Annotated in this window: 15 protein-coding genes; 11 read left to right on the top strand and 4 right to left on the bottom strand. The window is 71.7% G+C overall.

The features are described from left to right. Nucleotides 1-48: 48 nt before the first annotated feature. Together SGFS_RS25265 and SGFS_RS25260 are read left to right on the top strand one after the other, a co-directional pair. Nucleotides 49-840, top strand: a complete 792-nt coding sequence (locus SGFS_RS25265; RefSeq protein ID WP_286260052.1) for an exodeoxyribonuclease III — start codon at nucleotides 49-51, stop codon at nucleotides 838-840. Nucleotides 841-969: 129 nt separating this feature from the next. Beyond that, nucleotides 970-3,174 (top strand): ATP-binding protein, encoded by a 2,205-nt coding sequence (locus SGFS_RS25260; protein ID WP_286253672.1) that lies wholly within the window; start codon nucleotides 970-972, stop codon nucleotides 3,172-3,174. A 383-nt stretch (nucleotides 3,175-3,557) separates the two neighbouring features. On the opposite strand, the gene SGFS_RS25255 is transcribed toward SGFS_RS25260, so the two are convergent. Together SGFS_RS25255 and SGFS_RS25250 are read right to left on the bottom strand one after the other, a co-directional pair. Further along, a complete protein-coding gene (locus SGFS_RS25255; RefSeq protein WP_286253671.1) occupies nucleotides 3,558-3,935 on the bottom strand; it encodes a hypothetical protein in 378 nt (125 codons plus the stop codon). Continuing rightward, nucleotides 3,932-5,194 carry a hypothetical protein gene (locus SGFS_RS25250; RefSeq protein WP_286253670.1) on the bottom strand — a complete coding sequence of 421 codons (1,263 nt, stop codon included), beginning with the start codon at nucleotides 5,192-5,194 and terminating at the stop codon, nucleotides 3,932-3,934. Before SGFS_RS25250 ends, SGFS_RS25255 begins: the two co-directional genes overlap by 4 nt. Nucleotides 5,195-5,584: 390 nt before the next feature. Here SGFS_RS25250 and SGFS_RS25245 point away from each other — a divergent pair, with 390 nt between their 5' ends. Beyond that, entirely contained in the window at nucleotides 5,585-8,791 is a 3,207-nt protein-coding gene (locus SGFS_RS25245) for an AfsR/SARP family transcriptional regulator (protein ID WP_286253669.1), read from the top strand. Between the two features lie 240 nt (nucleotides 8,792-9,031). On the opposite strand, the gene SGFS_RS25240 is transcribed toward SGFS_RS25245, so the two are convergent. Next, nucleotides 9,032-9,664: a MerR family transcriptional regulator gene (locus SGFS_RS25240; protein ID WP_434028211.1), complete on the bottom strand. Its 633-nt coding sequence runs from the start codon at nucleotides 9,662-9,664 to the stop codon at nucleotides 9,032-9,034. Nucleotides 9,665-9,841: 177 nt separating this feature from the next. On the opposite strand from SGFS_RS25240, the gene SGFS_RS25235 reads away from it, so the two are divergent. The 4 genes from SGFS_RS25235 (at nucleotide 9,842) to SGFS_RS25220 (ending at nucleotide 13,846) form a co-directional block, all read left to right on the top strand. Further along, the gene (locus SGFS_RS25235; protein WP_286253667.1) at nucleotides 9,842-11,362 is read left to right on the top strand and encodes a flavin-containing monooxygenase; all 1,521 of its coding nucleotides are present in this window, start codon (nucleotides 9,842-9,844) and stop codon (nucleotides 11,360-11,362) included. Then, nucleotides 11,359-12,294, top strand: a complete 936-nt coding sequence (locus SGFS_RS25230) for an alpha/beta fold hydrolase (RefSeq protein ID WP_286253666.1) — start codon at nucleotides 11,359-11,361, stop codon at nucleotides 12,292-12,294. The genes SGFS_RS25235 and SGFS_RS25230 overlap by 4 nt, the downstream gene beginning before the upstream one ends. After that, nucleotides 12,291-13,178: an SDR family oxidoreductase gene (locus tag SGFS_RS25225; protein ID WP_286253664.1), complete on the top strand. Its 888-nt coding sequence runs from the start codon at nucleotides 12,291-12,293 to the stop codon at nucleotides 13,176-13,178. The genes SGFS_RS25230 and SGFS_RS25225 overlap by 4 nt, the downstream gene beginning before the upstream one ends. A 416-nt stretch (nucleotides 13,179-13,594) precedes the next feature. Next, complete coding sequence (locus SGFS_RS25220; RefSeq protein WP_286253663.1) at nucleotides 13,595-13,846, top strand: hypothetical protein; 252 nt, start codon at nucleotides 13,595-13,597, stop codon at nucleotides 13,844-13,846. 179 nt (nucleotides 13,847-14,025) lie between these two features. Here SGFS_RS25220 and SGFS_RS25215 read toward each other — a convergent pair whose 3' ends face one another. After that, the gene (locus tag SGFS_RS25215) at nucleotides 14,026-17,409 is read right to left on the bottom strand and encodes a S41 family peptidase (protein ID WP_434028067.1); all 3,384 of its coding nucleotides are present in this window, start codon (nucleotides 17,407-17,409) and stop codon (nucleotides 14,026-14,028) included. 254 nt (nucleotides 17,410-17,663) lie between these two features. Between SGFS_RS25215 and SGFS_RS25210 the strand changes: the two genes are divergently transcribed. The 4 genes from SGFS_RS25210 to SGFS_RS25195 all read left to right on the top strand — a co-directional run bounded on the left by SGFS_RS25210 (nucleotide 17,664) and on the right by SGFS_RS25195 (nucleotide 22,218). Next, nucleotides 17,664-18,263, top strand: coding sequence for a TetR/AcrR family transcriptional regulator (locus tag SGFS_RS25210; protein ID WP_286253661.1), 600 nt, complete (start codon nucleotides 17,664-17,666; stop codon nucleotides 18,261-18,263). A gap of 166 nt (nucleotides 18,264-18,429) precedes the next feature. Further along, the gene (locus SGFS_RS25205; protein WP_286253660.1) at nucleotides 18,430-20,649 is read left to right on the top strand and encodes an MMPL family transporter; all 2,220 of its coding nucleotides are present in this window, start codon (nucleotides 18,430-18,432) and stop codon (nucleotides 20,647-20,649) included. A 131-nt stretch (nucleotides 20,650-20,780) separates the two neighbouring features. Beyond that, the gene (locus SGFS_RS25200; protein WP_286253659.1) at nucleotides 20,781-21,290 is read left to right on the top strand and encodes a DinB family protein; all 510 of its coding nucleotides are present in this window, start codon (nucleotides 20,781-20,783) and stop codon (nucleotides 21,288-21,290) included. A gap of 55 nt (nucleotides 21,291-21,345) precedes the next feature. Further along, nucleotides 21,346-22,218, top strand: coding sequence for an LLM class flavin-dependent oxidoreductase (locus SGFS_RS25195; protein WP_286253658.1), 873 nt, complete (start codon nucleotides 21,346-21,348; stop codon nucleotides 22,216-22,218). The last annotated feature ends 17 nt before the right edge of the window (nucleotides 22,219-22,235 follow it).

Genomic DNA, 22,235 nt, shown 5'->3' with positions numbered 1-22,235 from the left:
TGTTGTCTGCGCGTCCCAGTGTGCCGGTATCGTGCCGAGGTGCTCACTGTGACCTCTGTAAATGTGAACGGGCTGCGGGCCGCCGCCAAGAAGGGCTTCGTGGAGTGGCTCGCCGACACCTCCGCCGACGCGATCTGTCTGCAGGAGGTGCGCGCCGAGCCGCAGCAGCTGAGCGAGGGGGTGCGGCAGCCCGACGGGTGGCATGTCGTGCACGCCCCGGCCGCCGCCAAGGGGCGCGCGGGGGTCTCCCTCTACACCCGGCGTGAGCCCGACCGGATCCAGGTGGGCTTCGGGTCGGAGGAGTTCGACGACAGCGGGCGCTACGTCGAAGCCGATCTGCCGGGGGTCACGGTCGCCAGCCTCTACCTGCCCTCCGGGGAGGTCGGCACCGAGCGCCAGGACGAGAAGATCCGGTTCATGGGGGAGTTCCTCGCCTACCTGAAGGAGCTGCGGGAGCGGGCCGCCGCGGGCGGACGGGAGGTCGTGGTGTGCGGAGACTGGAACATCGCCCACCGCGAGGCCGACCTCAAGAACTGGCGCGGCAACACCAAGAACTCCGGGTTCCTGCCCGAGGAGCGGGAGTGGCTCGGGAGGGTGTTCGAGCCGGATGACGGGGGGTACGTGGATGTGCTGCGTGCGCTGCATCCGGACGCCGAGGGGCCGTACACCTGGTGGTCTTACCGGGGGCGGGCCTTCGACAACGACAGCGGTTGGCGCATCGACTACCAGGTCGCGACACCGGGGCTCGCCGGCAGGGCGGTCAAGGGGGTCGTGGAGCGGGCGGCCACGCATGGGGAGCGGTGGTCGGATCACGCGCCCGTCACCGTGGTCTACGAGTGATCCGTCACTGACGGGGCGACCAACGTCACAGGTCTGCGACGCACCACGCCGTGCGGCACCGGTTGTTCGATTGCCGTGCGGAAATACTCATCCCCAGGAGGCGGTACTTACCCGTCGGATGGGGGAGACGTGCGGGGGCAGGAACGGGGCGACCACAACGAGCTCAGCGGCGTCGTGCACGGTCCCAGCGTGCAGGCCGCCGTCGTGTACGGCGACGTCCACGTCCGTACCGGCGATCCGGCCGCATCACAGCCGCGCACCCCGCTGCCGTGGCAGCTCCCGCCCCCGGTTCCCCTCACCGCCCGCACGGCCGAAGTCGAGCGCCTGGAACACCACCGGGCCTCCGCCGCCCGCCGGGGCCATCCCGTCCTCGCCACGGTGAGCGGACTGGGCGGGGTGGGCAAGACCGCCCTCGCCCTGTCCTGGCTGCACAGGCTGCGCCCGGATTTCCCGGACGGCCAGTTGTACGCGGACCTGGGCGCCCAGTCGCCGGCCGGGCCCGCAGATCCCGCCGAGGTGCTGAGCGGATTCCTGCGTGGCCTGGGCGTGCCGCCCCGGCAGGTGCCCCACGGTCTGGCGGAACGGGCGGCGCTGTACCGCTCGTTGACCGCCGAGCGCGCCGTCGTGGTCCTGCTCGACGACGCGGCATCGGCGGCCCAGGTGCGGCCGCTGCTGCCGGGCGGCTCGAACGTCACCCTCGTGACCAGCCGTCGGCGGATGTCCGGACTGGCACTCGAGGGCTGCTATCAGATGCAGTTGGAGCCACTCGCCCCGGAAGCGGCGATGGAGCTGCTCGCGGCGACCCTCGCCGACGATCGGGTGGCCACCCAGGCCGACGACGCCCGGGCCCTCGTAGGTCTGTGCGCCGGGCTGCCGCTCGCCGTGCGCGTCGCGGGAGCCCGGCTCGCCGCCCGGCCGGGCAGACGGATCACCACGATGGTGCGGGCCCTTGCCGCCGAGCAGGGGCGGTTGGACGCGCTCGCGATCGACGGCGACCACGGCGTACGCGCCGCGCTCGACCTGTCGTACCGGGGGCTGCCCGAGACGGCGGCCCAGCTCTACCGGCTGCTCGGTGTCCACCCGGGAAGGGAGTTCGGGAGCGCGGTGGCGGCGGCGGTCCTGGGGCGCGGGTCCGCCGCCGACGGGCCGGGGTCCGCCGCCGACGGGCCGGGGTCCGGCGCCGTCCTGCCCGATGTGGAGCGGTCGCTGGAGAACCTGTACGACGCCAATCTGCTGATCGACGTGGGCGAGGACCGCTACCGATTCCACGACCTCGTCCGGTTGCACGCCACCGAGAAGGCCGCGCAGGACGAATCCGAGGCGGGACGGGCCGCCGCGTTCCGCCGTATCGCCGACCACTATCTGGCCACCGCGACCCGGGCGGAGAAGGCCGTCGAGCCGTACCACCCTTTGCGTGAGCGGTCCTACGGTCCCGGTCCGGTGGTCGAGGGGGACCCCGGCCCCGGCCCACGGGCGGCGTTGGACTGGCTGGAGCGGGAGCTGCCCCAGTTGATGGCGGTGATCCGGCACGCCAGGGCGGCGGGCGCGGCGGCCGCCTGCTGGCAGCTCGCCGATGCCATGGGGCCGCTCTTCATCCGCCGCAAGCACTACGACGAGTGGCACGCGGTGTACGAGGAGGGGCTGGTCGCGGCGCACGAGGTGGGCGACACACAGGCCGCGTGCCGGATGCTGACGTCCGGGGGCCAGGGCGAGCTGGGGCGTGGACGGCACGAGCGGGCGCTGGAGATGTTCGAGGAGGCGGCCAGGCTCTTCGCCTCCGTCGGGGACCTCCTCGGCCATGCCCGTACGCTCAACTACCGCGGACTGGCTCATCAGCGCCTGGGGCAACTGGACGAAGCAGCCGTGCTGTTCGACCGCGCGGCCGTCGAACTCCCGAGGCACGGGGACGAGCGGGCGGGTGGGCTCGCCCGGCTCAACGCGGCCGACATCGAGCTCGCCCGCGGCCGGCCTGAGCGGGCCGCCGAAGGTGCCGCCGCGGCACGCGCCGCGTTGGTGGCCGTGGACGACCCCTACAACGCGGCACGTGCCACCACCCTGCTCGGCCGGTCCGCCCTGCTCCGGGGCGGGCTCGACGAGGCGGAGCGGCTGCTCTCCGGAGCACTGGCCGATCTCGGTGCCGTGGGAGCCGATTCGGAGACGGCCCGTGCGCTCCGGGCCCTGGCCGAGGTCGCCGAGGGGCGTGGGCAGCGCGCCCTCGCCCGGCAGCGCTATCACCAGGCGCTCGCCCTGGCCGTCGCGGCGAACCAGCCAAGACAAGCCGACGAACTGCGTGCGCGACTGCGGCTGCTGGGCGAGGACGACGGGGCCGACTGACCGGGCCGACGCGGGACGGCAACCACCGTCGCCCGGCGACCGGGCCTGCGGTACGTGGCGGTTGGACGGTTGTTGCTTGGTGGCTGGGCTGGCGGTCTCTTGCGGTTGGACGGTTGTTGCTTGGTGGCTGGGCTGGCGGTCTCTTGCGGTTGGACGGTTGTTGCTTGGTGGCTGGGCTGGTGGTCTCCTGCGGCTGGACGGTCGTCGCCTGGTGACCGGGCTGCCGAACTTTGGCGTCTGAACCGCCGTCGTCTGGCGACCAGGCTGCTGTACCGCGGGCCCGGACGGCCGTCTCCGGTGACCGAGCCGCCGTCGCCGCAACCGAACCGCGGTAGGGAACCGCCGGCCCCCGTGCCGCGACACCGTGCTGCCGCGGGCACCGTTCACCGTGCGCCCGTCACCAGCCAGGCATACGCCAGTGACGCCCAGACCGGCCACGGGCACACGGCCGCGTGCCGCTCGGTCAGGACCAGCCGTAGCGGCACGCGCCCGTGCGGGCCCACGCGCAGCCAGCAGCTCCCGGCCCCGGTGTGCACCGCCACCACCGCCGCGCCCGGATTGGCGGCGGCGAGCTCGTCGGCCGCACCGTTTCCCGCCCCCGGCGCCACCAGCACGTCGGCGAGGGCGGGCCAGGGCGGCGGGGCGGGCAGTTCCACCCGCAGATGCTCGTCCACGGCCGCCGGACCGCCGTCCGGTCCCGGCGGTGTGACGCGGACGTACCGGGCCCACGGCCCCGGCGCCCGCCGCGCTGCCGTACTCACGGCCTGGCACCCCCCGGCTCGCCGTACCGCAACAGGACCGGCAGTGCCGCTGATTCCGGCGCGGGGCGGGCGACCGGGGCGCGCAGGCGCAGCTTCCGGTACAGCAGGGTGCGCATCCTTCGGGCGAACAGGCCCGGCTCCGAACTGATCCGGGCCGCGACCCGCGCGTACCGGTCCGGGCGGTACGTGGCGGAGCTTCGCCGCAGCTGGCGGAGCAGAGGCCGATCCGCGTCGATCCGGGGTGCCAGCGAGCGCAACTCGGCCATCGGTGAGGAGGGATCGAGGTCGGTGTCCGGGGAGCCGGCGGTCAGCAGGCGGGCGCCCGTCATCGTCCCGTACAGCGACACGGAGCCGTGGTCTCCCACGATGTAGTCGGCCGCGACCAGGGCGCCGCACCACTCCGCGTGCTGGCTGACCAGTCCGACGCCACAGCGGCTCAGCCCGGCGAACGCACTGCGGATGTGCCATTCGCTGTGGGCGTTCCAGACGTTCGAGTGGAGCATGACGACGATGCGGAAGTCCTCCCGGGGGAGTTGGGCGGCCAGCTGCTCCAGCAGGTCCCAGTGGCGGCCGAGAAGCGAATCGGGCCCCCAGGTAGAGCAGACGAGCACCACCTCCTGGCGGGGTGCCGCGCCCAGTGCAGTCCGGTACAGGTCCCGCGCGGACAGGCTCGCCGCGACGCGGTCGTAGCAGGGGTCCCCGACCACCTCGGCCACGGGCAGCGCCTCGGGGCACTCCCGGCCGAGGCGGGTGCGGTCGTCCTCGTGGGCCAGGACGATCGCCGCGGGCACCACCACCCCGTCGCGGACCAGCCACTGCCGGCCCAGCCCGTACACCTCGCGCAGCGCGGGCAGACGGCCGCGGCGGCCGTCGGGCACGGAGATGCGCCGGTTGTACGAGGCGCCGTGCGGGAGCACGATCACCGGCACGTTCAGTTCGTGCAGGCTTCCGTAGCTCGCGGCCAGCGCGAGGTCGAAGCGTGTGTGCACGGCCTGGCCCCACGGCACGACCAGGGCCCTGGTGTCCTCGAGGAACTCGTCCACGCCGTGGTTGAAGACGTCACCGGCCACCGTGAACAGGACCTGCACCCGAGGGTCGCCCTCCAGCAGCCGGACCGCGTCCAGCAACCGCCGGGCGGAGGTCACCGTGTGCACGACCGCGAGCACCCGCTTGCGGATGCGGAAGGTCGCCCAGCGTTCGACATCGAGACGCAGCGGCACGGCAGGGCGCCGGTCGGCGTCCGGCATCAGCAGGCTCATGGGAACTCCCCCGTGTGGCAACCGAGTTGAGGTGTGCGGCCGGTATGTCGTGCGCGGCCACGGCTCAGGTCTCCCCGGGTGTTTGGACGGCGGGCTTGCAGAAAACTTGCACTTCTCGGACGCCGGTCTCCTGCCCGGCTCTGTGCGCCCCTTCGCGCGACTGTGCGCCCTGCTTTACACCTCTGTTCCATCCGTCGAGGTGGCGACAGTGAGACATGAGGTGGACTGGTGTGCGACCCGTCGGGTGCCCCGTGCGGGAACCGCCGACGCGAGAAAAGCGCATCGCCGGGACAGCGGCGCCACACCTGGAAATTCGCGCCCCACCTGAAGAGTCGCGCCCCACCTGAAAAGTCGCGCAACGCCTGGAAGAAGCGGAACCACCTGGGGGAAGTGGTGCACCTTCTCGCGCTCGGGCCGCTCGAACTGTGGCACCGGGGACGGCAGTACCCGCTCGGATCTCTGAAGGAGCGCAGGGTGCTGGCGGTCCTGCTGTACGCCCAAGGGGATCCGGTCGCCTTCGACACGCTCCTCGAGCGCGTCTGGGACGACGACGAAGTGCCCGTGACCGCCGTGGAGACCCTGCACACCTATCTCTCCCGGCTGCGCACCCGGCTGCGCCGCGCCGTCGGTGATCTGGCGCGGCTGGAGCGTCCGTCCCCGCGCCGCTACCGGCTGCGTGTCCAGCACACGGACGACGTGGACTTCGTCCGGCTGCAACGGCTGCGTGCCGAGGCCCGGGCGGCTGCCGGGCGCGGTGACCGGGAGTACGCCGTCGGTCTGCTGCACACCGCCGAGTCGCTGTGGCGGGGGGAGCCGTTCGCGGAGTTCACCGGCGACTGGGCCGCCTCCGCCCGGGCTCGGCTGACCGAGGACCACCGTCGGATCCGGGAGGAGCGCATCCGGCTGGAGCTGGAACTGGGCCGCCACGCCGACCTCCTGGGCGAACTCCACGAGCTCGTCTCCCTGAACCCCTTGGCCCAGCAGGCGGTAGCCGCCCTGATGCTGGCCCTGTACCGGTCCGGCCGGGACGGCGAGGCCCTGGCCCTGTACCGCACCACGCGGCACCGGCTCGGCGAGGAACTCGGCATCGACCCCGGCACAGAACTACAGGAGCTGCAGGTTCGCATCCTCGGCCAGGACCCCGCCCTGCGGGAGCACAGCCCGGCGACCGGTGTGCCGGGGAGCGGCCAGGGGGGTGCCGTGCGGGCGGCGGACCGTGCGGTCGGCCATCCGGGGAGCAGCCTGCCGCGCGACACCAGGGATTTCACCGGCCGCACGAGCGAGCTCGACATCCTGCTCGCCGATCCCGTTCCCGAGGGCAACGGGACGGCGCTGCCGGTCACCGTCGTGCACGGTATGCCCGGGGTGGGCAAGTCCGCGTTGATCGTGCATGCCGCGCACCGGATGCGCGGCCGCTACCCGGACGGTCAGTTCTATGTGGACCTGCGCGCCTACAGCGATCAGCCGCCCTACGATCCCGCGGACGCCCTGGCGTTTCTGCTGCACACCGTCGGCGTCCCCGATCCGCTGCCGGTCACCCTGGACGAGCGGACCGCGCGCTGGCGTGAGTGGACCGCCCAGCACCGGGTGCTGGTCGTGCTCGACAACGCCCGGGACGCCGAACAGATACGGCCGCTGCTGCCCGGCTCGCCGGACTGCCACGCGATCGTGGCCAGCCGCAACCGGCTCTCCGAGCTGGACGGCGCCACCTCGCTGCATCTGGACGTGCTGTCGGTGTCCGAGGCAGGTGCGCTCTTCGCCCGGATCGCGGGGGCGGCCCGGGTCTCCGACACCGGGGTCCTGCGTCGCGTCGTGGAACTGTGCGGCCGTCACCCGCTCACCGTGCAACTGCTCGCGAGCCGGTTCCGCCACCGGGACACCTGGGACCTGGAGTACGTCGCGGACCGGCTGGACGGGGCCACCGACCGGCTGGACGAGTTCGACGAGCGGGTCGCGGCCGCCCTGCAACTGTCGTGCGCCGACCTCGACGTCCCGGCACGAAGACTGTTCCGCAGGCTGGCACTGCATCCGGGTCCCGACATCACCCTGGAGGCCGCGATGGCGCTGTCCGGGGACGTCGAACCGGGCGCGGTGCGCCGAGCGGCGGATGCCCTGCTGGACCGCCACCTCCTCGACGAACGGGTCCGGGACCGCTACCAACTCCATGACCTGGCCCGCGCGTTCGGCGGTCGCCTGGGTCGCCGGGAGGAACTTCCGGCCGAGCGTCGCGCGGCGCTGCGGCGCCTGATGTCGTACTACGTCACGGCCGCGGACCGGGCGGATCGGCTCGCCCACCCCCGGCGCCGCAGGCGACCTGTCCCGCCGGAGCTGACGGCACCGATCACGCCCGGTTTCACCATGGGTCCACACGCCGAGTCCGCCGCCGACGAGGCGTCGGTGTGGTTGACGGTGGAGCGCGGAAATCTGCTGGCCGTGGCGCGTACGGCCGCGGGGGAGTTCCCGGAGTTCGCCGGTCTGTTCCCGCACGTCCTCGCGTACTCCCTGCAGCTCTGGGGCACGCACCGCATCACCGCCGAACTGCACGCCGCCGCCCTCACCGCACTCCGCTCGGGCGAGGACCGGCCGGCGCTCGCCCAGACGTTGGTGGAGCGGGCGAGCGTCCTGGCCCGGGAGAACCACGGCGCCGCCCTCGCCGCCGCGACCGAGGCGCTGAGCCTGTTCGAGGGCCTCGACGATCCCCGGGGCCGTGCCGACGCCCTGTTCGAGATCGGCCGCGCCCATCTGGGGGCGGGCCGAGGTGAGGCGTGCTTGCGGGAACTGGCCCGGGCCCTTGTGCTCTACCGCGCCGTCGACGACCGGCGCGGGGTGGCGGCGACGCTGAACGTGCAGGGTACGGCCAGGGTGCACCGGGCGGAGTACGCCGAGGCGACGCACTGCTTCCGGACCATGCTGGACATCAACCGGGAACTGCGCGACCGCCACGGCGAGGCCCTCGCTTGGAACAACCTGGGGGACATCCGGCTGGCCCTGGGGCTCCACGAGGAGGCCGGCGATCACTACAAGCGCGCTCTGGCGCTGATGCGCGAGGTCGGGGGCAAGAAGGAGCTCGCGATCCTCGACACGAACCTCGGTGCCGTGTACAGCGCCACGGGGCAGCCGGGACGCGCGCTCGCCTGCTTCCGGCGGGCCCTTGCCAGCCACCGGGCCGGCGGGGACGCCATCGGTGAGGTCAACGTCCTCATCTGTCTGGGCGAGACCTGCGCGGGTGCCGGACGCATGGAGGAGGCCCTGGCCCACTTCGGGGCCGCGGAGGAGGTCGCCCGCCGTATTGACAATTCGTATGAGAGGCAAAGGGCTCTCCTCGGAATTGCTGACACGCATTACAGGGAGAGGCGGTTGGGTGCTGCGCTGGACACGTATCGGAACGCGCTTTCTATAGCGCGCGAGCACAGTTATTCGCTGTGTTCGGCGCGGGCGCTGGCCGGTATTTCCCGGGTGCATCTCCGTATGCGCAACTTCCCGTCCGCCCGGGCCCACGCGCAACGCGCGCTGACGGTCTACCGGAGGCTGGGGACGGACGGGGAGGCTGCTGAGCTGCACCGTCTGTTCGACGAGTGGGGTGCTACCGGCTCCTGAGAGCCGCTGGGGCTACCAAATGCACTCGGCGAACGCGGAGGTCATGTTCATGACCGAAATAGCAGCCGTGGCGACGAGGACGGAAAACGTGCGCACTTCTCTCCTGATTAGAGTGGGTGTACGAAGTGAGAGCGTCTGATCGATGATTCGTGGAAACATTAGCCGATGCGAGGGCGTGGCCGAACGATTCTTCTTCCTCGAACGAGTGAATTTGGGCGCCTGCGGCCACCTGCCCTGGCTTTATGTATTTGTCGACTGTTGTAGCCGCCGGTCCAGCGCCATCGACAACTCCGCCTCCGCCACGCTCTTCGCGAGGGGGCGTAGGCGTGCGAGGTCCTCGGTCGTGTGGCCGGGCTGGGTGAGGATCAGGTCGGTGAAGAGGGCGGCCAGGGCGTCGGCGTGTTCGCGTACGCGGTGGGCCGTCGCCAGGACGTCGGCCAGGGGGATGCCCTCGCGGACCAGGGCCGCCGAGACGTCCAGCAGCCGGCGGCTGACGTGGACGATCTCGCCGCCGTCCGTGGCGAGGTAGCCGAGGTCGAGGGCGGCGGAGAGGTTCTCCGAGGTCGCCTGGTCGCCGAAGTGGTCGGCGAGGTCCTCGGGGGAGAGGCGGACGGGGACCTCTTCGGTGGGGGCGCCCAGGCCGAGGAGTTCGGCCACGTTGCGGCCGTGGTCGAAGGCCTCGGCCAGCTCGGCGATGCCGCTCAGGGTGTGGCCGCGCTCCAGCAGGGCGGCGATCGTGCGCAGCCGGGCCAGGTGGGTGGCGTCGTACCAGGCGATACGGCCCTCGCGGCGGGGCGGCGGTATCAGCTTGCGCTCCCGGTAGAAGCGCAGGGTGCGGACGGTGATGCCGGCCTCTCGGGCCAGCTCCTCCATGCGGTACTCGTGTCGCTCGCCGTCTTCTGCCACGTCGGCACCCTATGACGTCGGTGGCCATCTCTACCGCCGGTAACGCCTACCCCCCAACCCCTACCCATCGGTACGGGCCTGCTCTACGCTCCCCATTGCGCCAGCGATCACTGGCAGTTTTGTACGGCAAGGGAGGCGTCGCCAATGGCCGAGGACGAGCGCGAGCATGTGCGGGTCGCCATCGTCGGGTCCGGGTTCGGGGGGCTCGGGGCCGCCGCGCGGCTGCGGCGCGAAGGGGTCACCGACTTCGTCGTGCTGGAGCGGGCCGGCTCCGTGGGCGGCACCTGGCGGGACAACACCTACCCGGGGTGCGCCTGTGACGTGCCGTCGCACCTCTACTCGTTCTCCTTCGCGCCCCACGCCGACTGGCCGCGCACCTTCTCCGGGCAGGAGCACATCCGGGCGTATCTGGAGCAGGTGACGGACCGCTTCGGGCTGCGGCCGCACCTTCGGCTCGACACCGAGGTGAAGCGCATGCGCTGGGACTCGGCACGGCTGTGCTGGGAGATCGAGACCAGCGGCGGACGCCTCTGTGCCGATGTCGTCGTCTCCGCGACCGGCCCCCTCTCCGACCCCAAGGTCCCGGACGTCCCCGGCATCGGCACCTTCCCCGGCAAGGTCTTCCACTCCGCCCGCTGGGACCACGACTACGACCTGCGCGGCAAGCGCGTCGCCATGGTCGGCACCGGCGCGTCGGCGATCCAGATCGTGCCCGCGATCCAGCCCGAGGTCGAACACCTCACCCTCTTCCAGCGGACCCCGCCCTGGGTGCTGCCCCGCGTCGACCGGGACATCAGCGATGTCGAGCGCCGACTGCACCGGACGCTGCCGTTCACCGCGAAGCTCCGGCGCGGCTTGCTGTGGGGCATCCGGGAGGTGCAAGTCCAGGCCTTCACCAAGTATCCGAGCGGACTGGGCCCGGTCGAGCGGATGGCCGAGCGGAACATCGCCCGAGCCGTCAAGGACCCGGCCCTGCGCGCCAGGCTCACCCCCGACTACCGCATCGGCTGCAAGCGGATCCTGCTGTCGAACACGTACTACCCGGCGCTCGCCCGGGAGAACGTGGACGTCCTCGCCTCGGGGCTCGCCGAGATCGACGGGTCCACGCTCGTCGCCGCCGACGGCAGCACCGCCGAGGTCGACGCGATCGTCTTCGGCACCGGCTTCCACGTCACCGACATGCCCATCGCCGAGCGGGTCGTGGGCGCCGACGGCCGTACCCTCGCCCAGGCCTGGGCCGAGACCGGGATGCGGTCGCTGCGGGGCGCCTCGGCCGCCGGGTTCCCGAACTGGCTGACGATCATCGGGCCCAACACGGGCCTCGGGAACTCCAGCATGATCCTGATGATCGAGTCCCAGCTGAACTACATGGCCGACTTCGTACGGCAGTTGGACGTCCTCGGCGGCCGTGCCGCGCTGGACGCCCGCCCCGAGGCCGTACAGGCCTGGAACGACCGGGTGCAGGAAAGGATGAAGCGCACGGTGTGGAACACCGGCGGCTGCACGAGCTGGTACCTGGACGCGAACGGGCGTAACACGACCGTCTGGCCGGGTACGACCACCGAGTTCCGCAGCGCCACGCGGCGCGTGGACCTCGCGGAGTACGAGGTGCTGCGGGTGCGCGGCAGAGACAGCGACGACACGAAGGTGGAGGTCGGAGCGTGACCCGACTGATGCATGTGAAGCACGGGCCCTACGCCCCTCCCGTCCCCGCACGGGAGTTGACGGCCCTCTCCGCCGACGGGGCCCGGCTGCACGTCGAGGTGCACGGCCCGGACGGGGCGCCCGCGGTCGTCCTCGTCCACGGCTGGACCTGCTCGACCGCCTTCTGGGCGGCGCAGCTGCGCGATCTCGCCGCCGACCACCGGGTCATCGCCTACGACCAGCGCGGCCACGGCCGCAGCCCGGCGAGCGAGACGTGCGGCGTGGACGCCCTCGCCGACGATCTGGAGGCGGTGCTCGCGGCCACGCTCGCGCCCGGCGAGAAGGCCGTGCTGGCCGGGCACTCCATGGGCGGCATGACCCTGATGGCGGCCTCGGCGCGACCGGGCTTCCGGGAGCACACGGCGGCGGCGCTGTTGTGCAGCACGGGCAGTTCACGGCTGGTCGCCGAGTCGCTGGTCGTCCCGATGAGGCCCGGGCGGGCACGCACCTGGCTCACCCGGAAGGTGCTCGGTTCGCGGGCGCCGCTCGGGCCGGTCACGCCGATCGCCCGCCGGATCCTCAAGTACGGGACGATGGGCGCCGGTTCGGCGCCGGACATGGTCGAGGCCTGTGCCCGGATCGTGCACGCCTGCCCGACCCGGGTGCGGTACGCCTGGTCGCACGTCCTCGACTCGCTCGACCTCGACCACGGCGTACGGGAGTTGACGGTGCCGACGGCCGTCGTCGTCGGCACGTGTGACCGGCTGACCCCGCCGGTGCACGCGCGGGCGCTGGCCGCCGCCCTGCCCGACTGCGTGGGCCTGACCGAACTGCCGGGCATCGGACACATGTCACCGGTGGAGGCACCCGAGCTGGTCACCAAGCGGATACGGGAGCTGTCGGCCGCGCATCTGACCAGTACGCAAGGCGAGTTGGAGGAGGCAGGGGCATGAGCGCAAGCAGTGCGTTGGAGGGGCGGGTCGCGGTCGTCACCGGGGCAGCGCGGGGCGTCGGCGAGCTGCTCGCCCGGAAGCTGTCCGCGCGCGGGGTGAAGATCGCGCTGGTCGGGCTGGAGGCGGAGGAGCTGAAGCGGGTCTCGGAGCGGCTGTACGGCGGTGGGGGAGCGTACTGGCACGCCGATGTCACCGACCAGGAGGCCATGGCCAGGGTCGCGGAGGAGGTGAAGGAGCGCTTCGGCCGGGTCGACATCGTCGTCGCCAACGCCGGTGTGGCCGGCGGCGGGCCCTTCGCCGAGTCCGACCTCGACTCCTGGCGCCGCGTGATCGAGGTCAACCTCGTGGGGTCGGCCGTGACCGGGCGGGTGTTCCTGCCGGCGCTGATCGAGAGCCGCGGCTATCTGCTCCAGATCGCCTCCCTCGCCGCGATCACCCCGGCGCCGATGATGTCGGCGTACTGCGCCTCCAAGTCGGGCGTCGAGGCGTACGCGCACTGCCTGCGCGCCGAGGTCGGGCACAAGGGGGTCGGCGTAGGGGTCGGGTATCTGTCATGGACCGACACCGACATGGTGCGCGGCGCCGACCAGACCGACGCCATGCGTGAGTTGCGGCAGCGGCTGCCGTGGCCGGCCAACAAGACGTATCCGCTGGGCCCGGCCGTGGACCGGCTCGTCGCCGGCATCGAGCGCCGGTCGAGCCATGTCTACGGCCAGTGGTGGCTGCGCGGGATGCAGGGTGTGCGCGGATATCTGCCGGGGATCATCGGGGCGGTCGGGCCGCGGGAAATGCGGCGGTTCGAGGGGCGGTTGAGCGGGATTCCCAAGGGGCTGGTGGGGGCGGGCGGCGCCGCCGACGAGCGGCAGCGGGGGGCCGGGGTCTGAGTCCGTGCGTCGTGAGCCGCGTACGAGGTTGTCGTGCGCGGCCGATGTGCGGGGCTGTCGTGCGGGGCTGTCGCACGGGGCTGGGGTGTGGGGCAGCCGTGCGTGGCTCGGCTCAGGACACCGCGAACTCGGTGATGTCGCCGGTGGTCACGGGGGCCTCGGTCGCCGGGATCTGCTCGAAGCCGTCCGCGTTGACGGAGAGGTCCTGGTCGGCGACGCGTGGCACGCCGGCCAGGCGCAGCCTGACCTTGCCGCCCGGGGGCAACGCGGCTGGCCGCGCACGTCGGCGGGGCTGTACCCGGGCGCGGTGAGCGCCCCCGTGAACGCTGCGTAATCGATCGAAATGCGAGCTTTGTCCGAGCGTGTTTGTCTGGTCGAAGCCCGATCCCCTCACCCACAACTGGGAGTGAAACCACATGGGCATGAAGGACCAGTTCCAGGACAAGGCCGAGCGGCTGAAGCAGCAGGCCAAGCAGAAGCAGGGCAAGCAGCAGGGCCAGCCGGGCCTGTCCGAGGACGAGCTGCGCGAGCGCGCTCAGCGTGAGCGTGAGCAGGAGACGCAGCGCGGGCGGGAGCCGCAGCGGGAGCCGCAGCGCGGGCGTCAGTCGGAGACTGAGCGGCTGCAGCAGGAGGAGCAGGACCGGTTCGACCAGGACTACGACATCTAGTCGTTGAGCCCTGGCTTCGGCTGGATGACGTGGGGTGCCCTTCATTTGATGGAGGGCACCCTGCGTTTTTGGTCTGCCGTGGGTGTGTTGTCGGGTGCGTGCGGGTCGGCGGGTGCGGGTCGGTGATGCGGCCAGGCGGCGGAGCCGCAGAATCTGATCTGCGGCTCCGCCGCCTGGCTTCAAGCACGCGGCGGCAGCTGTGGCCTTGCCCGGTTCGGTACGTTCTTGTAGTCCGGCGGAGTGGCGACCTCTGTGGAGTCCAGGAGGTCCAGGGCCAGTTGGACCGCCGCCGACAGCTGGGTGTTTCTGCCTTCCGCCCAGTCCAGGGGTGTGCGCAGGACCTCCAGGTCCGGGGTCACGCCTCGGTTCTCGATGGACCAGCCGTACGCGTCGAACCAGGCCGCGTTCATCGGGACCGTGATCACCGTGCCGTCGCCGAGGCTGTGGCGGCCGGTCATGCCGACGACGCCGCCCCAGGTGCGCAGGCCCACGACCGGGCCCAGCTTCAGCAGCTTGAACGCCGCCGTGATCATGTCGCCGTCGGAGGAGGTCGCCTCGTCGGCCAGGGCGACCACCGGGCCGCGCGGCGCGTTGGAGGTGTACGACACCGGCTGGGCGTTGCGTGTGAGGTCCCAGCCGAGGATCGTGCGGGTCAGCTTCTCCACCACCAGCTCGCTGATGTGGCCGCCCGCGTTGCCGCGTACGTCGACGATCAGGGCGGGCCGGGACACCTCCAGCCGCAGGTCGCGGTTGAACTGGGCCCAGCCCGAGCCGCCCATGTCCGGGATGTGGAGGTAGCCGCAGCGGCCGCCGCTCAACTCCCGTACGACCGCCCGGCGTTTGGCCACCCAGTCCTGGTAGCGCAGCGGGCGTTCGTCGATCAGGGGGACCACGGCCACGCGCCGCGACCTGCCCTCGCTCTCCTTCTGCGTGAACGTCAGCTCCACCGTCGTACCGCCCGCGCCCGCCAGTAGCGGATACGGGCCCGCGACCGGGTCCACCGGGCGGCCGTCCACATGGGTCAGGACGGCGCCCTCTCTGATGCCCGTGCCGGCGAGGGGCGAGCGGGCCTTGGAGTCCGAGGCGTCGCCGGGGAGGACGCGGCGGACCGTCCACCCCTCCTCCCGGTGGACGAAGTTGGCGCCCAGCAGGCCCTGGCGGCGCTGGTAGTGGGGCGGGCCCTCGTTGCGGCGGGCGGGGGACACATAGGCGTGCGAGGTGCCCAGTTCGCCCAGGACCTCCCTGAGCAGGTCCGCGAACTCGTCCGGGGACGCGACCCGTTCGACCAGCGGGCGGTACTGGTCGAGGACCGCGTCCCAGTCGATGCCGCTCATGCCCGGGTCCCAGAAGTACGCGCGGATGAGGCGCCCGGCCTCCTCGTACGACTGCCGCCACTCCGCCGCCGGGTCGGCCTCGTGCAGGATGCGCCGCAGGTCCAGCCAGACGATCGTGTCGCTGTCGCCCGACTCGGTGGACGGGACGGCCCGCAGGTCGCCCTCGTCGACCACGACCAGCCGCGTTCCGTCGCCGCTCACCGCGAACCAGTCCAGATGCCCGACCAGATCGGACTTCTTCGCCTTGCCGATGGTGAAGTGTTCGAGGGTCGGCCGCCCGGTCATGTCGTCCGGGTTGGCGAACGTCTCGCCGAGCGCGCCCGAGATCGGCCAGCGCAGCCAGACCAGACCGCCGCCCGCGACCGGGTGCAGCGCCGAGTACTTGGAGGCGGTGACCGGGAAGGGCGTGACCCGGTTCTCCAGGCCCTCGATCTCGACGATCACCGTGCCGCCGTCCGCGCTCTCCTCGTCCTCCAGCGGGTCCAGGCCCCCGGCCGCCGGACGCCCCTCCGGGTTCAGCGCGAAGGGGGAGGGCGTGGCCGAGGAGAGCGGCACCAAGTAGGGCCTGCAGCCCAGCGGGAAGGACAGGTCGCCGGTGTGGACGTCGTACACCGGGTCGAAGCCCCGCCACGACAAGAACGCCAGATATCTGCCGTCGCGGGTGAACACCGGGTTCTCGTCCTCGAAGCGGCCATTGGTGACGTCGACGATGAGACGGTCCTTTATGCGCGCCATCTTGATCTGACGGAGGGAACGGCCGATACCCGGATGCGACCAGGTCAGCCAGGCGCCGTCGGGCGAGAAGGCGAGGTCGCGCACGGGCCCGTTGACGGACGCGATCAGCTCGATGACCTCGCTCCCACCGTTCTGGCCGTCCCCGGCCTCGTTCCCGTCCGCGTTCCCCTCCCCCTCTCCGTCCCCCTCCCCCTCCCCGGCCTCGTTCCCGGCCGCTTCCCTCGTGTCGAGGACGAGCAGGCGGCCGTCGTCCGCCGCGACGGCGAGGCGTTCGCCGCCCGGGTCCGACACCAGTTCCAGTACGCGGCCCAGCGCGCCGGAGGCGAGGCGGCGGGGCTCGCGGTGGCCGCTGGCCCGGGGGAGGTGGGCGATCTCGATCGCGTCCTCGCCGTCCGCGTCGGTCACGTACGCCACCTGGCCGCCGGAGCCCAGCATCTCGGGGAGGCGGACGCGTACGCCGGGGGTGTCGGCGATGGTCCGGGCCGGGCCGTCGCGGTGCGTGAGCCAGTACAGGCTCCCGCGTACGACGACGGCGCTCGCCCGGCCCGTCTCGTCGACGGAGATGCCGTCCACGTGCTGGGCGGCCGGGACCTGGTACGGCCGCCGGCCGGTGCGTGGGCCGCCGAGCGTCACGTCGAGGCGGCGGGGGACGGCGTCCGGGGAGAGGTCGTCGACGATCCACAGGTCGCCCGCGCACTGGTACACCACCCGGGTGCCGTCGCCGGCCGCGTGCCGGGCGTAGAAGGCGTCGTGATCGGTGTGGCGGCGCAGGTCGGAGCCGTCGTACGCGCAGGAGTAGAGGTTGCCGACGCCCTCGTGGTCGGAGAGGAAGGCGATCCGGCCGCCGACGAACATGGGGGAGCTGATGTGTCCGTCGAGATCGGCCAGCAGGCGTTCCCCGTGCAGCCAGAGGCGGCCCATGGCGCCGCCCCGGTAGCGCTTCCAGGAGGCCGGTTCGTGGGGCGGGGTGCCGGTGAGGAGGAGCGTGCGGCGCTCGCCGTCGATCTCGGCGGTCTGGATGTCGGCGACCGGGCCCCACGGCAGCTTGCGGCCGGGTTCGCCGTCGAGGCGGAGCTTGTAGGCCCAGGTGAAGTACGAGAAGGGCTCGCCGTGGGAGGCGACCGCCAGGATCTGCCCCTCGGGAGTCCAGCCGCAGACCTGGGTGTCCGGGCTGCCCCAGTGGGTGAGCCGGCGGGCCGGGCTGTCGCCGTCCACCGGCGCGAGATGGATCTCGGGGACGAGGTTGCGCCAGCTCGTGTACGCGATGTGGCCGCCGTCGGGCGAGAAGCGCGGATGGGCGACCTTCGTACGGTCGGCGGTCAGCCGCCAGGCGCGGCCCCGGCCGTCGAGCGGGGCCAGCCAGAGGTCGTCCTCGGCGACGAAGCAGAGGCGGTCGCCGCTGAGGTGGGGGAAGCGGAGGTAGCCGGGGTTTCCGGGGTTGCCGGTGGGGGTGGTGCCGGTGGGGGTCTCGTGCGGGTCGCTCACCCTCCTCATGGTTTTCCGGGCCGGAGGCACCGGCAACTTGTGGAACTGGGTGGGGGGTGCTCGCGTGACCTGCTTTCCCCCCGTGACCCAGGTCACGGAGGCGTGGCGAACGAAACCGTTTCGTTTCGTAGACTCCCGGGGTATCTTTGTGAACGTACGAAACAGTTTCGTTCGCGGGGCTGGGTCGTCCGGAAGCCCGTGCCCCTGGCGTGCGACCGGTAGCCTGGTCACCTCGAACGTGCAGACGGAGTAGGGGGAGTGGGATGACTGAGACCGCGACGGTGCGCCGCAGTCGGCTCACCCCCGAGCGCGAGGCCGAGCTGTACGCGGCCGTGCTCGACCTGCTCCGCGAGGTCGGCTACGACGCCCTGACCATGGACGCCGTGGCCGCCCGCACCCGCTCCAGCAAGGCCACCCTCTACCGCCAGTGGGGCGGCAAGGCCGAACTGGTGGCGAAGGCGATCCGGTCCGGCAAGCCGGGCAACATCTCCGACGTCGACACCGGGTCCCTGCGCGGCGATCTGCACGCCCTCGTCGCCCGCGAGGACGACTGCGCCATGGAACAGAACTCCGCCCTGATGCGTGGGCTGTTCATGGTGGTGCACGGCAACCCCGACCTCCTGGCGGCGTTCCGGGAGCATCTGGTCAACCCGGAGATGTACGAGTTCCGGCGGGTCGTCCAGCGGGCGGTCGACCGCGGGGAGGTCCAGGCGGACAACCCGGCGATCGATTTCACCGTGCACATGCTGTTGGGCGCGTTCGCCACGCGGACCATCCTCGAGGAGCGCCCGCCCACGCAGGCCTACCTCCGTTCGTACATCGACGCCGTGGTCCTCCCAGCCCTCGGTGTACCGACCGACTGACGTCCACATCGCCGCGTAGCCACCACCACCCGGGTGGCTGAGCCGTACCTGACGCGACCGCTCACGTCGTCGGGCCGATCACCCCTGCCCTTCCCCATCACCCCTGGCACGGGCTGATCACTCCTGCCCTCGCGCACGTCCACGATCTGAACGGGAGTACGCCTCCGTGGCCACATTCCTCTACAAACTGGGCCGAACGGCCTTCCGGCGACGACACTTCGTAGCCCTGGTCTGGGTGGCGCTGCTGACCCTCGCGGGTGTCGGCGCCGCCTCCGCGCCCTCCGCGGGCTCGACCTCCTTCTCCATCCCCGGCACCGAGGCCCAGAAGGCCTTCGACCTGCTGGACCAGCGCTTCCCCGGCACCAGTGCCGACGGCGCGACCGCACGCGTCGTCTTCAAGGCGCCCGACGGGCAGAAGATGAGGGACGCGGGCAACAAGGCGGCCGTCGAGCAGACCGTCAAGGAACTGCGGACCGGCTCCGAGGTCGTCTCCGCCACCGACCCGTACAAGACCAAGTCGGTCTCGAAGGACGGCACGATCGCGTACGCCCAGGTGCGCTACGAGGTCTCCGGCATGGAGCTGGAGGACGCCTCGAAGGACGCCCTGGAGGACGCGGCGGCGGGCGCCCGCGACACCGGGATGACCGTCGAGATCGGCGGTGACGCCCTCCAGGCCGTGCCGCACACCGGCTCCACGGAGATCATCGGCATCGCGGTCGCGGCGGTCGTCCTCGTCATCACCTTCGGCTCACTGGTCTCCGCCGGGCTGCCGCTGCTGACGGCGCTCATCGGCGTGGGCATCGGCGTCTCGGCGATCACGGCACTGGCGAGCACGCTGGACCTGGGCTCGACGACCTCCACCCTGGCCATGATGATCGGCCTCGCGGTCGGTATCGACTACGCCCTGTTCATCGTCTCCCGCTACCGCGCCGAACTGGCCGAGGGCCGCGACCGCGAGGAGGCGGCGGGCCGCGCCACCGGCACGGCGGGCTCGGCGGTGGTCTTCGCGGGCCTCACGGTCGTGATCGCGCTGGTCGGCCTCTCGGTGGTGAACATCCCGATGCTGACGAAGATGGGCATCGCGGCGGCGGGCACGGTCGCCATCGCCGTACTGATCGCCCTCACCATGGTCCCGGCGCTGCTCGGCTACGCGGGCAAGAAGGTGCAGCCGACAGGGCACAAGGCCAGGTGGATGGGCGGCGGCAGGCGGGCGGAGCAGGTTTCTGTCGAGAAGCAGGCGGCGAAGCCCAACCTGGGCACGCGCTGGGCGAGCTTCGTGGTCCGCAGGCCCCTCGCCGTCCTCCTCGTCGGCATCGTGGGCCTCGGCGCGGCGGCCATCCCGGCCTCCTCGCTCGAACTGGGCCTGGGCGACGACGGCACCCAGCCGACCTCCACCACCCAGCGCCGCGCCTACGACCTCCTCTCGGAGGGCTTCGGCCCAGGCTTCAACGGCCCGCTGATGGTCGTGGTGGACGCGAAGAACGCGGACGACCCGAAGGCCGCCGCGACGGACGTCGCCGACGAGATCAAGGACATGAAGGGCGTCGCCTCGGTCACCCCGGCGACGTTCAACAAGGCCGGCGACACGGCGATGATCACCGTGATCCCCGACTCCAAGCCGTCCTCGGTGGCGACGGAGGACGTGGTCCACGAGATCCGCGACGCGGGCGCCGAGATCAAGACGGACACGGACGCGAACGTCCTGGTCACCGGCGCGACCGCGATGAACATCGACGTCTCGCAGAAACTGAACGACGCACTGGTCCCGTACCTGGTCCTGGTGGTGGGCCTGGCGTTCCTGCTCCTGATCGTGGTCTTCCGCTCGATCCTGGTCCCGCTGAAGGCGGCCCTGGGCTTCCTGCTCTCGGTCATGGCGGCGCTGGGCGCGGTCGTCGCGGTCTTCCAGTGGGGCTGGCTGGCGAATGTGCTGGGCGTCGAGGAGACCGGCCCGATCATGTCGATGATGCCGATCTTCATGGTGGGCGTGGTCTTCGGCCTGGCCATGGACTACGAGGTCTTCCTCGTGACGCGCATGCGCGAGGCGTACGTCCACGGCGAGACCCCCGGCCAGGCCGTGGTCACCGGCTTCAAGCACGGGGCGAGGGTGGTGACGGCCGCGGCGGTCATCATGATGGCGGTGTTCGCGGGCTTCATCGGTTCGAGCGAGTCGATGGTGAAGATGATCGGCTTCGGTCTGGCCATCGCGGTCTTCTTCGACGCCTTCGTCGTCCGCATGGCCATCGTGCCCGCGGTCCTCGCACTGCTCGGCAAGAAGGCCTGGTGGCTCCCCAAGTGGCTGGACCGCGCGCTCCCGAACGTGGACGTCGAGGGCGAGGGTCTGCGCACGAAGGACGAGGTGGAGGAGAGGGAGCTGGTACGCGCCTGAGGCGGACCCGACTCCTGATCAGAACGGCCGGTGAGGGCCCCGTGGGGACGGGGAGCCCTCACCGGCTCTTTTCGTACTTGCGTAGGAAACTGATCGTCTGCCCGACGACCCTTCCGACGAGGAGTGCACCAGTGGCCGACGACAACCGCGTTGGACCGCCGAACTTCGGCACCGAACGCGAGATGCTGCGCGCGTTCCTCGACTACCACCGGGCGACGCTGGCGATGAAGTGCGAGGGCCTCACGGACGAGGAGCTGAGACAGCGGTCGATGCCCCCGTCGACGCTTTCTCTGCTGGGCCTGGTGAGGCACATGGCGGAGGTGGAACGGGCTTGGTTCCGCCGGGTCTTCGAGGACGGAGACGCCCCGATGGTCTGGTCGGACGAGATCGGCTTCCAGGCGGCGTACGACGCGAGCGCCTCTACCCGGGCGGAGGCCTTCGGGGCGTGGGAGGCGGAGGCGGAGAACTCACGCCGAATCGAACGGGAGGCGGACTCCCTGGACTTGGCGGGCCACCAGCCGAGATGGGGTGAGGACGTCTCGCTGAGGATGGTCATGATCCACGTACTCCTGGAGTACGGCCGCCACAACGGCCACGCCGACTTCTTGAGGGAGGGGGTGGACGGAACGGTGGGGGCGTGAGCGGGCCGGATGAAACCCTGTTGTCGATGGGGCGGCGGCTGGATAGGAAGAGGCCATGACTGGACTCGGAGCCGTGTTCCGCCCCCAACTGCCCCCCGAACGCATGCGCGAGGTCGCCCGCCTCGCGGACGAGACGGGCCTGGAAGAACTCTGGCTGTGGGAGGACTGCTTCAGAGAAGGCGGCATCTCGGCAGCGGCGGCCGCCCTCGCCTGGACGGAACGGGTGCGGATCGGAGTGGGCCTCCTGCCCGTCCCCCTCCGCAACGTGGCGATCACCGCGATGGAAGTGGCGACGCTGGAGCGCATGTTCCCGGGCCGGGCGATCGTGGGGGTAGGACACGGAGTACAGGACTGGATGGCGCAGGTAGGAGCGCGCCCGGAATCCCCCCTGACCCTGCTTCGCGAGCACCTCACCGCACTACGCGCCCTGCTGAACGGCGACCGGATCACGACGACCGGCAGATACGTGACCTTGGACGACGTGGCTCTCGACTGGCCCCCGAAAGGCGAGGTCAAGCTCCTGGCCGGCGCGACGGGCCCCCGCACCCTGCGCCTCTCCGGCGAGGCAGCGGACGGCACCATCCTCCACGCGGGCACGCCCCCGGAGGGCGTACGCAGAGCGCGCCGACTCATCGACGAGGGCCGAAAGTCGGCGACCCGCACGGACCCCCACAAGGTGGTCGTCTACCTCCTGACGGCGACGGGCCCGGACGCGGTCACCCGCTTGCGAGCCGAGCTGACCGCCGAGGGCCTGTCCTCGGTCCCGAACCTGGGAGTCTCCGGGGACGCGGCGGCGGTGGCGAAGGCCGTGGAGCGACTGACGGACGCCGGCGCCGACACGGTGATCCTCCAGCCGACGGGCGACGAACCGGACCCGGAGGGGTTCGTACGGTGGGTGGCGGAGGAGGTACGGCCGCTGGTGGTGTGACGTCGGGGTCGGTTCCG

It is taken from the genome of Streptomyces graminofaciens (genome assembly GCF_030294945.1).
GTDB lineage: Bacteria > Actinomycetota > Actinomycetes > Streptomycetales > Streptomycetaceae > Streptomyces > Streptomyces graminofaciens.
The sequence above is the reverse complement of the archived record's forward strand: the minus strand, read 5'-3'. Positions and strand labels throughout refer to the sequence as shown.

Coding starts and splice junctions, on each gene's coding strand:
- SGFS_RS25240 (WP_434028211.1), bottom strand. CDS start 9,664: ATGGAGGAGCTGGCCCGAGAGGCCGGCATCACCGTCCGCACCCTGCGC.
- SGFS_RS25235 (WP_286253667.1), top strand. CDS start 9,842: ATGGCCGAGGACGAGCGCGAGCATGTGCGGGTCGCCATCGTCGGGTCC.
- SGFS_RS25250 (WP_286253670.1), bottom strand. CDS start 5,194: ATGAGCCTGCTGATGCCGGACGCCGACCGGCGCCCTGCCGTGCCGCTG.
- SGFS_RS25210 (WP_286253661.1), top strand. CDS start 17,664: ATGACTGAGACCGCGACGGTGCGCCGCAGTCGGCTCACCCCCGAGCGC.
- SGFS_RS25215 (WP_434028067.1), bottom strand. CDS start 17,409: ATGAGGAGGGTGAGCGACCCGCACGAGACCCCCACCGGCACCACCCCC.
- SGFS_RS25220 (WP_286253663.1), top strand. CDS start 13,595: ATGGGCATGAAGGACCAGTTCCAGGACAAGGCCGAGCGGCTGAAGCAG.
- SGFS_RS25195 (WP_286253658.1), top strand. CDS start 21,346: ATGACTGGACTCGGAGCCGTGTTCCGCCCCCAACTGCCCCCCGAACGC.
- SGFS_RS25225 (WP_286253664.1), top strand. CDS start 12,291: ATGAGCGCAAGCAGTGCGTTGGAGGGGCGGGTCGCGGTCGTCACCGGG.